The sequence below is a fragment of the Bacillota bacterium genome (assembly GCA_013178045.1).
Classification (GTDB): domain Bacteria; phylum Bacillota; class Ch66; order Ch66; family Ch66; genus Ch66.
This window is the reverse complement of record JABLXP010000037.1, coordinates 1-13,359: the sequence shown is the minus strand read 5'-3', so window position 1 is coordinate 13,359 and position 13,359 is coordinate 1. Positions and strand designations below refer to the sequence as shown.

Below are 13,359 nucleotides of genomic sequence, written 5' to 3'. Positions count from 1 at the left end.
GCCTGGAATAAAATGTTAAATTACATTGTGGTTTGGTTTTTGACCTTAATCTAGCGAAAAAAGAGTACATCTAAACGACTAACAATGTTTTACCTTTAACAAAAAAGCTAATTTTGCAAAAGGCTCATTTAGAAAGTGGGGGAAGGCAGATGGCTGATTTTATTGGTGATAATCGTGACCATAAGTTCATTTGTAAAGAATGGTTAAACCTGGCGCCTATTTTCGCTTCTGAACGGTTTAATGCCTGGTCGGTCGATGACCTGGATATGGTCCTTGATCAAATTCTTAAAATTGCCAAAGAAGTGGTTGGTCCGACCAATAAAGACGGTGACACGATCCAGGCTCAATTTAAAGACGGTAAAGTGACTGTGCCACCATCGTTTCACAAGGCGTACTGGTTTATTCAAGAGAACGGTTGGGGCTCGAGTAACGAATACGAACAAACGGAAGGTGCTTTACCAGTGACGCTGCAGAGCGTCGTCTCTGAATTGTTTTATGCGGCCAACGCCGCGTTAATCCCCTACATTGGCCTGACCACCGGGGCAGCTAACCTGATTCAGGCGTTTGGTACGGCTAAAGACAAGGAAATGTTCTTGGAAAAAATGTATTCCGGCAAATGGTCGGGGACGATGTGTTTGACTGAGCCGGGTGGCGGTTCTGACGTGGGTGACCAGACCACGAAGGCGTTCCCGACTGATAACCCGCGAATCTATAAAATCAAGGGGACCAAGTGTTTCATCACTGCTGGCGATCATGATATTACCGAAAATATTGTTCACATGGTGATTGCCCGCGTCGACGGCGCGGCCGCGGGTACTAAGGGCTTGTCCCTCTTCATCGTGCCCAAGATCTGGGTAAACGAAGATGGTAGCCTGGGTGAATGGAACGATGTTACCACCGTGGGGATCGAGCACAAAATGGGCTTAAAAGGATCGGCCACGGCTGTTTTGAGTTTCGGTGAAAACGACAACTGCCGGGGCATCCTGCTCGGTAACCCGCCTAACGCTGAAGGGGCAGGGGAAGGAATCGCCCAGATGTTCCAGTTGATGAACGCGGCGCGGTTAAGAACTGGCACCCAGGCGATGGCGGTGGCATATGCTGCTTATACTTATGCAGTACAGTATGCTAAAGAACGGATTCAGGGACGGCCGTTTACCAACCCCAAAGCTGGCCGAGTCATGATCATTAAACACGAAGATATCCGTCGCATGTTGCTGAACGCCAAGGCTTTGCTCGAAGGGATGCGGGCGCTGTGTATGAAAACATCTTATTTACTTGATCTGTCCCGGGTAGCGCCAACCAAAGAAGAAAGGGTGGCCGCTTTGCGGCGGGTGGAGGTCAATACCCCGTTAATCAAGGCGTATTGTTCCGATCTGGCCTGGCAAATTGTGGCCGATGCCATTCAGGTGCACGGCGGTTACGGGTATTCAGAGGAATATCCGGTGGCTCAGTGTGCCAGGGATGTGAAGATATTCTCCATTTGGGAAGGGACCAACTTCATCCAGTCACTTGACCTGATTGGCCGGAAATTTAACCTGGATCAAGGACGGATGTTTACGGAGTGGCTGACGGAAATCAAAGAAGGTATTGATAAGGGCGCGGCCGTACCGGAGTTGGCGAAAGAAGTGGCCATTCTCAACGATGCCTGGGATAAAGTGAAGCAAATCCGCAAGTGGTACGCTGCCCAGTGGCAGGGAGGCAACCGGGCCCTGATGCCCTTATATTCAACGCGGGCCCTGCACTGCTGCGCGCAACTGGTTTGTGGTCAGTTGCTCTTGGACCAAGCGTTGCTGGCGGCTAAACGGGCGGCCGAGCTCGGACCGGATCATTTTGATTACGCTTTCTACAAAGGAAAAGTGGAGACGGCCCGCTTCTATATCCGGAACATCGTGCCAAACGTCATGACCACTTATAACATCATGATGGACGGTGATACCTCCGCGATTGATATCCCTGAAGAGGCGTTTTGATTTAAAACATTAACTGAAAGCTTATGAGACCTCGCTTTTGTTAAACAATTATCGCGAGGTCTCTTTTTATTTTGTGTCCCTCCTGTTTCTGCCTTTTTGATTAAGTGCAGATTGAAGTGCTTTTATAGCTTTTTAACGGATATAAATTTTCACCACAGCGTTCATTCCAGGCAGAAGTTGTTGGCCCTGAAAATCGTCAATCGATATTTTGACGGGAATGCGCTGGGTTACCTTGGTAAAATTTCCGGAAGTGTTGCTGGGCAGTAACGAAAAAACGGAATTTGTGGCCTGCCCGATTGACTCGACCCTCCCGAAAAAACGGTGCTTGGGAATGGCGTCAATGGTAAACTCAACTTTCTGCCCCGGTTTTACTTTCGCCAGGTAAGTTTCTTCAATGTTGGCTGTAATGTACACCGAGTTTAAATCTGCCATCAAGGCAAGCGGTTGGCCGGGCGAAGCAACTTCACCGGGATTTTGCAGTTTCTTTAAAACAGTCCCGGTAATCGGGGCCTTGACAGTGGTCAGATTGTAATTACCGCCAGATGGTAAATTTGTATCATCTAGCCGGGCAACATATTGATCCTGGGTGAGCAGAGCACCTTCTTCGATTGGAAAGTCAAGAATTTTTCCGGTTATCTGGGGAATGATTTTAACGATTTTGCCATCTACCTTGGCATCTTCTGTGGTTACGTAGTTTTCTTTTTGGTACCAATAATACATGCTGATTCCGGCCATTGTTACGAGCATTAATACAAAAACCAGGTAGATTATTTTTCTTTTACTCATCTGAGTCCCCCCAATATCCTTTATCTTGTGGTTAATTCTGTGCACTGAAATTATCTACTGCAATTATCTAATGATCCTATAGCCTCATCTATAGACTAAGTGAAAGTCTATATGTACAATTATAACATGGATTTTTTAATGATTATAACTTTTCTATTTCTAATTGTGGAGGCATTTTTCCATGACGGCAAAAGACATTCAGGATGGGAACCGCCCGTCTTTCTGGCTGCCTTTGTTTGTCATTGTCCTGGGGGCGTTTGCGGCGATCCTAAACAACAGTTCAATAAACGTGGCCATTCCCAAGCTGATGGCTATTTTCGGGGTCACCCCTGACGAAATTCAGTGGGTGGTGACGGCCTACATGTTGACCTCCGCAGTGATCATCCCCAGCACAGGCTATCTCGGCGATCGATTTGGTAATAAAAAGATCTACATCATTTCCTTATTAATATTCAGCACGGCTTCGATTCTTTGCTCCCTGGCCTGGAGCAACAGTTCCCTGATCGCTTTTCGGATTCTGCAGGGCATAGGGGGCGGGGCGGTGATGCCGGTGAGTATGGCGATCGTTTACCGGATCGTGCCCAAGGAAAAAATCGGTTTAGCCTTAGGTATATGGGGGATGACGGCAGTAATGGCACCGGCGATTGGGCCAACGGTTGGCGGTTATATCATTGAACACTTCAACTGGCGGTTGTTGTTCCTGATCAATGTCCCCGTTGGCATCATGGGAATAGTCTTATCGGCTCTATTGCTGGAGGAAACGCCGGTAAAAACAAGCATCAAGTTTGATCTTGGCGGTTTTATCACCTCAACGGTTGGCTGCTTTACCCTTCTTTTGGCCTTGAGCGAAGGCCCGAAGGAAGGCTGGACTTCCTACTACATTGTTATGCTGTTTACAGTATCGTTCTTTTCCCTACTGCTTTTTGTTTTGACCGAATTATGGGAAAAAGAACCGATGCTTGATTTGAGATTGCTTACGAACCAGACGTTTCTTCTAAGTGTTCTTATTGGCGGACTCATTAACATCGGGCTGTTTGGTGGGGTATTTTTGATGCCAATTTTTACCCAGAACTTGCTTGGACTGTCAGCTTATGAAACAGGGCTGCTGCTTTTCCCCGCGGCCCTGGTATCAGGGTTAATGATGCCGATCAGCGGAATAATTTTTGACCGGTTTGGGGCCAAAGGGATTGGGATAATCGGGGTAACGATCACGGCAATCTGTACTTTGGAACTGCAAAACCTTAATACAGATATGGCACTTGCCACAATAGTTCTCATTATGGTGCTCCGGTCATTTGGGATGGGGTTAGCGATGATGCCCATTACCACTGCTGGGATGAACGCCATGCCGATAAATCTGGTCGGCCGGGCTTCGGCCCTCAGTAACGTTAGTCGGCAAATATTTGCCTCGTTTGGCATTGCTATACTGACCAGTATCATGCAAAATCGTCAGGTGTTTCATTACATGCGGTTAGCGGAAGGTATTTCTTATGTATCGCCAATTACCATGTTTAATATCCAGCAGCTGCAGGGGGCGTTGGCAATATCCGGATTAACTTCTGATAGTCTCTCCAGCACTGTACTGGCGGCGATTTACAGTTTGGTCCAAAAGCAGGCCCTGGTGTACGCTATTGATAATACCTTTACAGTGGCGGCCCTTTTCATTTTTGCCGCAATTCCGATGATATTTTTGATGGGCAACAAAGAAGCCACAAAACAAAAAACATAATAAACATAATAAAATCTACGGCTTATGTTAAGTGAAAATTTCATAAATTTTTTACATAGATTTGACACACACTATTAAATAAAGGGTGTTAATATATAATTGACTGGTGCACCGGTTAAAAAGATTAATTTAATATCCAAATTGGAGGTGGTGTAATGAACCGTAAACTCTATATCGGTTCAATAATCACAATCGTAGCGCTGTTAGTTGGATTGGTCGGGTATAACGTAGCTTTTGCCCAATCGGGTGAACAGGCGGGTATTGCTAAGTCTAACTTCTACCAAGCTTTTGTGTCCAAACTCGCCGCAAATTTGGGCATGGATCAAGAAAAGGTAGCAGCGGCTTTGGAAACTACTAAGCAGCAATGTCTGGATGAAGCAGTGAAGCAGGGCCTACTTACCCAAGAACAAGCCGACAAGATTGCGGCTAGAAAGGGGATCGGCTTTTACGGCCCAGGCGGGCGCAAAGATTTCCAGAAGCCCGGTTTTCGTGGATTTCCAGGAGAAGAAATTACCAGCGTTCTGGGGGTTACCCCGGAGCAGTTGAAAGCTGACTTCAAAGCTGGAAAAACATTGGCGCAGATTGTTTCTGAACATGGCCTGACCATGGACCAGTTCAAACAGAAGCTGCTTGATTACGAGAAAAACAAAATTGCCCAGAAGGTGGCCGATGGCAAGCTTACCCAGGAGCAGGCAGATAAGATGATGCAGTCTTTGGAAAAGCGCGTAGCTAACCTGGATAAAGTGGGCATTAAAGGCCAAATGGGTACCAGGGGCAAAAAACAAAATAATTAAGCATAACATAATATGGAAAATTTAATCCGCCCGTGCGAGGCGGATTTTTTATGGTTAAAATTCAACTTCATAGAAGAGTTATGTCTCCTTCATGGAAAAGTTACTTCTACCAGGGCCCCACCATCGGGTGCGTTTTTGATCTCAATTGTCCCACCATGCTCCTCGACAATAATCCGGGCGATAGAAAGACCAAGACCGGTACTCCCGTTAGACCCTTTGTAGAAGTAATCAAAAGCATGTTCTAAATCCTGGGGACTGAAGCCGTTTCCATCATCCTGGACGATGATTTTTCGGAACGTATCGAGATCTTCTGAGGTAGTGTGAACCCTCACCTGACTTTTGGCGTGCCGGATAGCGTTGGTCAGGAGGTTGCCAAACAAGCGGCGCAGCTTCTCGCGGTCGCCAATCACCTTCACTCCAGTTGGTATTTCGATCGTGAGCCGAACCTTTCTCTCAACAGCGTAACCGCCCAGAGAATCGGCCACTTCCTCCAGAATCTGTCTCAAGTCTTGAGGCAAAAGGTTATAAGACTCACCTTGGTTTTGGAGCCGGGTAATGTTGATCATTTCGTCTACGATGGTTTTAAGGCGCTGGCATTCTTTAGAAATAACCGTTAAGGCCTGATCTAACTGCGCGCCAGTAAATACCCGGTCTCTAATGCCCTCGGCGTAGCCCTGGATACTCATCAGAGGGGTTTTCAGTTCGTGGGAGGTGCTTTGCAGAAAGCGTCGCATGCTGATGTCATATCGTTCTAACTGAGCGGCCATGTCATTAAAGGTATTGGCCAGTTCCGCCAGCTCATCATCAGATTTGATTTCCAGCCGCACATCGAACCGACGCTTGGCCAGGGCTTTTGCGTATTCACGCAAAGCATTGATGGGTTTAATTAGGTATCGAGCCATGATCAATGCAACTGGAATAGCCATGATAGTGGCCAACAAAAGACTTTTGAGCAGGATGTATAAAAGATCTTTGCTGAACGCTTCCAGTACACTTACCTGCGCGAAGGTATAGACAGTCCCTTTCCTTTCTCCTTGTTTTCCGATGGGTGCTTGAGCTACCAGAAAGGTGTTGTTTTGAAAAGTGCTGATTTCATCATTTTTTAATGTGAAATCAGCGTGGGTTCTGACAGGCAGTTCTTCCAGCTGTTGTCCGACTGGAAATTGCTCGGGAAGGCTGCTGTATATTATGGTTCTGTTAAGATCGACCACCACGTACTCACTTTCTACAAAGCGACCGGTAAAAAAGACAGAAAGAGATCTGCGATGTGGGCTTTCCAGCGGGGGTTTAAAATACAGATTATCACGTTCCAAGATGAAAGCAATATCCCTGGCTTGCCTGGTTAACCCGAGGAAAGCCCGTCTTTCGAGATCCCTGTACATGATGGAGTGAAAAGAAAGTGTGGTAACGACGATGCTGCAGATAACGACAATCAGATAACTTAATAAAATTTTACTGGTTATACTTTTTAATCTAAACATGCTTTTTAATCTAACCATCGAATCTGTACCCATACCCCCAAACAGTTTTCACGTTGTTGGTGGATCCACTTTCCCGCAATTTTTTGCGTAAACGCTTTACCAAATCATCTACAGCACGGATCCCTCCGAAATAGTCGTATCCCCATACCCGGTCGAGCAGTTCCTGACGGTTAAAAGTCCGCTGAGGTTGTTTGATCAGCAATAAGAGGAGTTCATACTCTTTTGGTGTGAGTATTACTTCCTTATCTCCAACGGTAACGCGTCGTTCTGTGGGATATACTCGCAGGTTACCGGATTCAACCACTTCTTCGGTGTGCGGTGGGTTTAAGGTGCGGCGAAAAACGGAACGTACCCGGGCCACCAGTTCACGGGGACTGAATGGTTTGGTCAAGTAGTCATCACCACCCAATTCCAAGCCCAGCACCCGGTCCATTTCTTCGCCACGGGCGGAGATAAAAATCACCGGAACACCACTCTTCTTTCTGATCTCGCGGCAGAACTCCAGACCGTCTTTACCAGGCAACATAATATCGAGGATAAACATGTCTGGATAATCCGCCTGTAAACGGGAGAGCACCTCTTCCACCGAACCAAATGTTTCCACCTGAAATCCATCCCGGATCAGGTATTGAGCAATGATATGCCGAATATTTTCTTCATCGTCGACTACAAAGATAGTGCGCACAAGCGACCACCACCTTGTAATTTACTCATAACGCAATGCTTCGATCGGATTTAGCCGGGAAGCCTTACCGGCCGGATATATACCAAAGAAAATTCCTACTAAAACAGCAAAACCAAAGGCCATAATCGTTGTCCCGAAAGATGGCCAGGCCGGAATATTCAAAATTTTACCCAGAAGGCTTGAAGCACCTATGCCCAGGATGATGCCAGCTAGACCGCCGATACCGCTAAGGACAACTGATTCTACTAGAAACTGGGCCATAATGTCTCGCCTTCTCGCCCCAATTGCTTTCCGAATCCCGATTTCTTTTGTCCGTTCTGTTACCGAGACCAGCATGATGTTCATGATGCCTATTCCACCTACCAGCAGGGAAATGCCGGCGATACCACCCAGCATCAGGGTGAGAGTACCAGTGACCTGGTTGACAGTTGACAGCATTTCCGTTTGGTTCATCACGCGGTAGGTATTAGTAGTATCTTTAGACTTATCAGTATACTTAAACTTCTTTAAAAGGCTAGCTTCCAACAAAGTTATTGCTTGATTGACCGACTCTGGGGATTCCGCCTGGAAATAGATTGTTCTGACGCCTCTATTCTTAAGCAATGATTCAGCTGTGGTGATCGGGATAATCACTTTATTATCACTTGATCCGCCCATAGACGTGCCTTTGCTCTCCAAAAGACCAACCACTAAAAAATTTGCCCCGTTAATTTTGACCGTTTCACCGACCGGGTTACTATTGCCAAACAGTTCTTGCGCTACCTCTGTCCCCAGCAGACAAACTTTCTGGCGGTACTCAACATCAATCGGGAGAATGAAGCGACCGCTTTGCACATGGGTGTTTCTTACCTGTTCGTATTCGGCATTGGTTCCTTCTACAGTGGTAGTTTTTGTTTTGTTGCCATATTTTACAGTGACACTCCCGCTTGATACTGGTGCCGTGGCTACAATACCCGGCTTTTTCCCCAATTCAAGCGCTTCTTCGTAAGTAAAGGTAGTCTGGCTGCCCCGGCCGGTAATCATGACGGTGATCAAGTTTGTGCCCATGCTCTGAATCTGGTTAGTGACCTGTTGGGTAGAACCTTTGGCCAGGGCGACAAGAGCGATTACCGAACCGACCCCGATGATTACTCCCAGCATAGTGAGGAATGCCCGAAGCTTGTTGCTTTTGATGGCGTTGATGGCTAGATTTACTGCCTGCCAAAAACTCACGCTCGATTCACCTCGTTTCCAACGATTTCCCCGTCTTTGATGGTCAAGATGCGCTGCGCTTTTCTGGCTATCTCAGGGTCATGGGTAATCATAACAATGGTGTTCCCCAATTGATGCAATTGCTGCAAAAATGCCAGAATTTCTGCGCCTGATTTGGTGTCCAGGTTACCCGTTGGTTCATCAGCCAGGATCAAGGAGGGATTTCCCACCAGCGCGCGGGCGATGGCCACCCGTTGCTGCTGGCCGCCGGAAAGCTCTGTCGGACGGTGTTCAAGCCGATTGGCTAGCCCCACCCTGGCCAGGGCAGCGATCGCTTGTTCTCGCCTTTCTTTGGCGCTTACTCCCCGGTAAATCAGGGGCAGTTCAACGTTTTCCAGGGCGGTCAATTTGGGCAGCAGATTGAATCCCTGAAAAATAAAGCCAAGCTTAGCATTGCGGATTTCTGCCAGCTCGTCGTCGTTGAGCTCATGAACAGGTTTGCCATCCAGTTCGTATGTCCCGGTGGTGGGCACATCCAAACACCCTAATATGTTCATCAGCGTTGATTTTCCCGAGCCGGAAGGTCCGACGATCGCGATAAACTCCCCGCGCTCAACTGACAAATTGACATTGTTGAGCGCACGAACCTCAATCATTCCCATTTTGTAGATCTTGGTAACGTTACAGAGTTTGATCATATTACCCTCCACTAGCGTCCTTGTTGTCTGGTCGTACCTCCTGATGGTCGTATTCCGCCCGTGCCAGGGATTGGTGTTCGAAGTTGGTTTGTATTAGTGTTAGATTTTTGTACGGAAGGCACTATGACCTGATCGCCTTCTTTCAAACCGCTGATGATTTCTACATAGGTTTCATTGTTCAAGCCTACTTGAACTTCTCTCCGTGAGTTTCCAGGAGACGAGGTTGTCTTTTTATCATTACTGTCAACTAGCATCACAAACTTTTTGCCCGCTCTATCCTGCAGTGCCTCAATGGGGATCAACAGGACATTAGATTTTTCCGCCACCAGAATATCGGCGTTGACGGTCATGCCGGCCTTGAGTCCATCCGGATGATCAATGCGAATGGTCACATCAAAGGTGGCTACCCCATTTTGAGTTTTTCCCTCGGCGCCGATTACCACCACTTCTCCCTTGTACAGCTTGTTGGGTAAAGCGTCGGCGGTAATGGTCGCTTTCTGTCCCAAGTTCACTTTGGGGATATCTGTTTCATCAACCTGAATGGTTACCAGCATTTGATCGTAGTTAGCCACTTTTGCTACGACATCGCCAGCTTTTACTTCGTCACCAACAATAAGTTCTTGTTTGGTTGTGGAAGCACTGCTGCTGGAACTGCTTGCTACTTCTCTCCCCGTGCTGACCAGAACTCCGTCGAAAGGAGCGACGATGGTTAGGCTTTCATAATCTTCTTTAGCAATTTCGGCATCTATTCTAGCCTGCTGTATTTTGAGCTGCTTCGCGGTAACATCCATGATCGCCTGGTCGCTTTTAACCTCAAGTATTTTTTGCCCTTGTTCAACGGCGTCATTTTGTTGGACGAATACTTTAGTTACCGTACCGGCTGCTGTGGCGGTAATACTCGAGATGTTTCGGTACTGGAGAACACCTTGGGTTAAACTGCGGACATCTCCGCTGGCTGTATGTACTGTTGCACTGGATTTAATTCCCGCATATAAGCCACCTGGATTATCGATGACGATTTTTACGTTTGAAACGACTGCACCACTTTGATCGGGCTGTGCTGCGCTAGATACATAAGTTACCCGTCCCGGCACAGTATAAAGAAATTCTTGTAGAAAAACGTCTGCCGTTTGACCGGGAACGATCTTTGTGGCATCTACCTCATTAAAGGAAACTGTCAACTCCATTTCCCGATTACTGACCAGGGTTACCAGGGGAGCTCCTTTGGCTACTTCATCCCCTTCTTTTACGTTCAGCATGGTAATCAGACCAGTGAATGGTGCAGTGACATTAAGCTTGTTGAAATCCGTGGCACTTTGTGAGTAGTCGAATTGAGATTGTTTGAGGTTAAGTTCCGAAGTTGCCAGTTTTTGGCGTACTGAGGGGCTATCCAATGTTAATAATATATCCCCTTTTTTTACTCTGCTTCCTTTAGTAAAACCAATTGATGTGATAACCCCACCTACTTTGGCCACCAGATTCTGTTCTAATACACCGGATACAGTGCCAGTACCTGATACCACTACCCGAATGTCTCCCCGTTGGACAACTGCCGTAGTTGCCTGAACCTGGGGTGTACTTGAACTGAACACACCGGTAAACCATAGCAGACTGGTAATCAACGCCAACATAACTACGCTGATTATTACAGTTTTCTTTAGACCCCAAAGAGAAACTAATTTTTTAAACCACAGTAGTTTACCCTTAGTTAAATTAACAATATTTTTTATGCGCTCATGTATGCTTTTCATTTTTTCCTCCCAATTAAAAAGTAAAATTCCAATATTATTAATGATACCAAAAAAGTGTGAAATTACTATGGCGAAATTATATGAAAAATAAGTAAATCTATGGGCAAGAGGTATTATGCCTCTTAAGTTAACATAATATAGAGTATAAGAGTCTGTCATTTTTCTACCGGGAGTTTTACAATCATCGTAGTTCCTTCATTGAGAGAACTTGAAGCACTAATGGTACCATGGTGGTTTTCTACAATCCATTTAGCTATCGCGAGTCCTAAACCGGCGCCACCTTTAGAGCGAGATTGATCGACTTGATAAAACCGTTCAAAAATTTTGTTCAGATGCTCAGAGCCGATCCCTTCGCCAGTATCTGATACACTTAATATAGCCATTTTATTAGCTTGATGTAAATGAACAGCTACTTTTCCTCCTGATGGTGTATGTCTGATCGCGTTATCTAGTAAAATGCCTATTAATTGTTTTATCCGGTTTTCATCTCCAGAATAAGAGATAGCAGATTCAGTTTTTACTTCAACACATATTCCTTTTGACTCAGCAACTGGTTTGAAAGGTTCTACAGCGGTCATAACAGCTTGATTTAAAGAAAAACAATCTCTAACTAAAAGCTGTTCGTGGGAGTCTGCTCTCGCCAGAAAGAGCAGAGAATCCACTAATTTCGTCATGTTGGTGGTCGCCTCTTGGATGTTGTTAAGCCATTTTTCCTGATTGGCAACTTTTTCTTCTTGATTTGCCCGGACAATATCCAGATTAGTCTGAATTATGGCCAGTGGTGTTCGTAGCTCGTGGGAAGCATCAGCCAAGAAGTTTTTTTGTTGCTGCCATGCCTTTTGAATGGGGATCATGACGCGGCTGGCCATGAAAACACTTCCGATGAATGATAAAATTAAACAGGCCAGACCTGTTATCCCCAGGGCGGTAATCAGAAAACGGAGAGCTGCCCGTTCTTTATTGAAGTCTTGAAACACGATCAATGTTTCTTGCTTTTCGTCAACTGGTGTTTTTAGATAGGCATATTCGCCTTGCTCTATGACGATGTTTCCCTTGGGGGAAGATGTTTTTAAAGTCTCTTGCACAAGAGGGGACAAATGATCGTATTCCATGGTTGCGGATGAGGATAACCTGGCGATATTCCCTTGTTTATCAGCGATGACAAAAAAGACGGATGGTACATGATCATTTTTTATTGGAATATCGTTAATTTTATTGGTGATCAGGTCTGCGGTTATTTTTTGGAGGATAAATTCAGAACGTCTTGTTATTTGAGTATGCATCAAGTAAAATGTACCTAATATCAACACCAAAAAAGTCAGGAAGATTATACCCAGATTACTCAAAGTGAGCTGCCATTTCAATTTGCGGAACATCTTAATCTCCTTTCAAATAGTAGCCTACACCCCGAACAGTCACTATCTGGGATGTGTTTAGTTTTTTGCGCAAGTAATGGATGTAGAGGTCAACGTTGGCCGTTTCAATATCCGCATTATACCCCCAGACTTTTTCCAGGATACGTTCCTTAGTGATAACCTGGTCGCAGTTGCTCATTAAAAGTTCAAGCAGTCTGGATTCCTTTACGGTCAATTTGACAACTTTATTATCCTTTGTTACTTCACATCTCAGCGGGTCTAAAACCAATCCAGCAGCCCTTATTCTGTTATCCGTTAATTGTTTGTACTTTCTCCTGGTTAAGGCCCGCAGTCTGGCCAGCAATTCTTCTGTTGAGAAGGGCTTGACGAGATAATCGTCGGCACCTGAATCCAGCCCTTCAACCCGGTCGTTGGGAGCGTCTTTAGCTGTTAGAAAAATGATCGGGGTATCAATACCCTGGCGGCGAATTTCCTTTAAAATCGATATACCATCACGACGAGGGAGCATACGGTCGAGGATGATCAGGTCATAGACCATGGTTTCAGCGAGGGCCAGTCCATTTTCACCGTCGGCGGCAATATCGACGGCGTAGCCATTTTTCTTCAGTATATAAGACAAAGCATCGGCTAAACGTTGCTCATCTTCGATCAAAAGGAGTTTCATTATTGCGCCCTTCCTTTTTTGTTCTCCGTTGTTACCAGGTTATTTTAAATCTATATTTTTGAAATTTTATTCAATTTCAAAAGAAATTCCAAGGGACAGTTTTTATATTGAGCCTTTTGCAATTTTCCAACACTTGATTTACTAAGGATTTTAGGGCCATAAAAAAGGACTTCACCCCAATTTGGAGAAGTTTTCAAGTAACCAAACCGAAAACCCCATAAAGGAGTGAAGTCA

General features: G+C 45.7%; 11 protein-coding genes. 3 read left to right on the top strand and 8 right to left on the bottom strand.

The window, feature by feature from the left end; genetic code table 11:
• Positions 1 to 149: 149 nt before the first annotated feature.
• Entirely contained in the window at positions 150 to 1,970 is a 1,821-nt protein-coding gene (locus HPY81_11025; GenBank protein NPV27937.1) for an acyl-CoA dehydrogenase, read from the top strand.
• Positions 1,971 to 2,102: 132 nt separating this feature from the next.
• On the opposite strand, the gene HPY81_11020 is transcribed toward HPY81_11025, so the two are convergent.
• Positions 2,103 to 2,756, bottom strand: coding sequence for an HlyD family secretion protein (locus HPY81_11020; protein NPV27936.1), 654 nt, complete (start codon positions 2,754 to 2,756; stop codon positions 2,103 to 2,105).
• Between the two features lie 181 nt (positions 2,757 to 2,937).
• Between HPY81_11020 and HPY81_11015 the strand changes: the two genes are divergently transcribed.
• Entirely contained in the window at positions 2,938 to 4,485 is a 1,548-nt protein-coding gene (locus HPY81_11015; protein ID NPV27935.1) for a DHA2 family efflux MFS transporter permease subunit, read from the top strand.
• Positions 4,486 to 4,640: 155 nt separating this feature from the next.
• Positions 4,641 to 5,279, top strand: a complete 639-nt coding sequence (locus HPY81_11010) for a hypothetical protein (GenBank protein NPV27934.1) — start codon at positions 4,641 to 4,643, stop codon at positions 5,277 to 5,279.
• A gap of 89 nt (positions 5,280 to 5,368) precedes the next feature.
• Here the strand turns inward: HPY81_11010 and HPY81_11005 are convergent, their stop codons facing one another.
• From HPY81_11005 to HPY81_10975, 7 genes are all read right to left on the bottom strand, one after another.
• Positions 5,369 to 6,793, bottom strand: coding sequence for a HAMP domain-containing histidine kinase (locus HPY81_11005; protein NPV27933.1), 1,425 nt, complete (start codon positions 6,791 to 6,793; stop codon positions 5,369 to 5,371).
• A complete protein-coding gene (locus tag HPY81_11000) occupies positions 6,771 to 7,445 on the bottom strand; it encodes a response regulator transcription factor (GenBank protein NPV27932.1) in 675 nt (224 codons plus the stop codon). The genes HPY81_11005 and HPY81_11000 overlap by 23 nt, the downstream gene beginning before the upstream one ends.
• A 21-nt stretch (positions 7,446 to 7,466) precedes the next feature.
• On the bottom strand, positions 7,467 to 8,657 hold the full coding sequence (locus tag HPY81_10995; protein NPV27931.1) for an FtsX-like permease family protein: 1,191 nt from the start codon (positions 8,655 to 8,657) through the stop codon (positions 7,467 to 7,469).
• The gene (locus tag HPY81_10990; protein NPV27930.1) at positions 8,654 to 9,334 is read right to left on the bottom strand and encodes an ABC transporter ATP-binding protein; all 681 of its coding nucleotides are present in this window, start codon (positions 9,332 to 9,334) and stop codon (positions 8,654 to 8,656) included. The genes HPY81_10995 and HPY81_10990 overlap by 4 nt, the downstream gene beginning before the upstream one ends.
• Positions 9,335 to 9,345: 11 nt before the next feature.
• Positions 9,346 to 10,962 (bottom strand): efflux RND transporter periplasmic adaptor subunit, encoded by a 1,617-nt coding sequence (locus HPY81_10985; GenBank protein NPV27929.1) that lies wholly within the window; start codon positions 10,960 to 10,962, stop codon positions 9,346 to 9,348.
• A gap of 278 nt (positions 10,963 to 11,240) precedes the next feature.
• The gene (locus HPY81_10980) at positions 11,241 to 12,197 is read right to left on the bottom strand and encodes a GHKL domain-containing protein (GenBank protein ID NPV27928.1); all 957 of its coding nucleotides are present in this window, start codon (positions 12,195 to 12,197) and stop codon (positions 11,241 to 11,243) included.
• 265 nt (positions 12,198 to 12,462) lie between these two features.
• Entirely contained in the window at positions 12,463 to 13,125 is a 663-nt protein-coding gene (locus HPY81_10975) for a response regulator transcription factor (protein NPV27927.1), read from the bottom strand.
• Positions 13,126 to 13,359 lie beyond the last annotated feature (234 nt).

Bases quoted from the DNA above. Each gene is read 5' to 3' on its own strand.
- HPY81_11025 (NPV27937.1), top strand. From the start codon at position 150: ATGGCTGATTTTATTGGTGATAATCGTGACCATAAGTTCATTTGTAAA.
- HPY81_11020 (NPV27936.1), bottom strand. From the start codon at position 2,756: ATGAGTAAAAGAAAAATAATCTACCTGGTTTTTGTATTAATGCTCGTA.
- HPY81_11015 (NPV27935.1), top strand. From the start codon at position 2,938: ATGACGGCAAAAGACATTCAGGATGGGAACCGCCCGTCTTTCTGGCTG.
- HPY81_11010 (NPV27934.1), top strand. From the start codon at position 4,641: ATGAACCGTAAACTCTATATCGGTTCAATAATCACAATCGTAGCGCTG.
- HPY81_11005 (NPV27933.1), bottom strand. From the start codon at position 6,793: ATGGGTACAGATTCGATGGTTAGATTAAAAAGCATGTTTAGATTAAAA.
- HPY81_10990 (NPV27930.1), bottom strand. From the start codon at position 9,334: ATGATCAAACTCTGTAACGTTACCAAGATCTACAAAATGGGAATGATT.
- HPY81_10980 (NPV27928.1), bottom strand. From the start codon at position 12,197: ATGGAATACGATCATTTGTCCCCTCTTGTGCAAGAGACTTTAAAAACA.
- HPY81_10975 (NPV27927.1), bottom strand. From the start codon at position 13,125: ATGAAACTCCTTTTGATCGAAGATGAGCAACGTTTAGCCGATGCTTTG.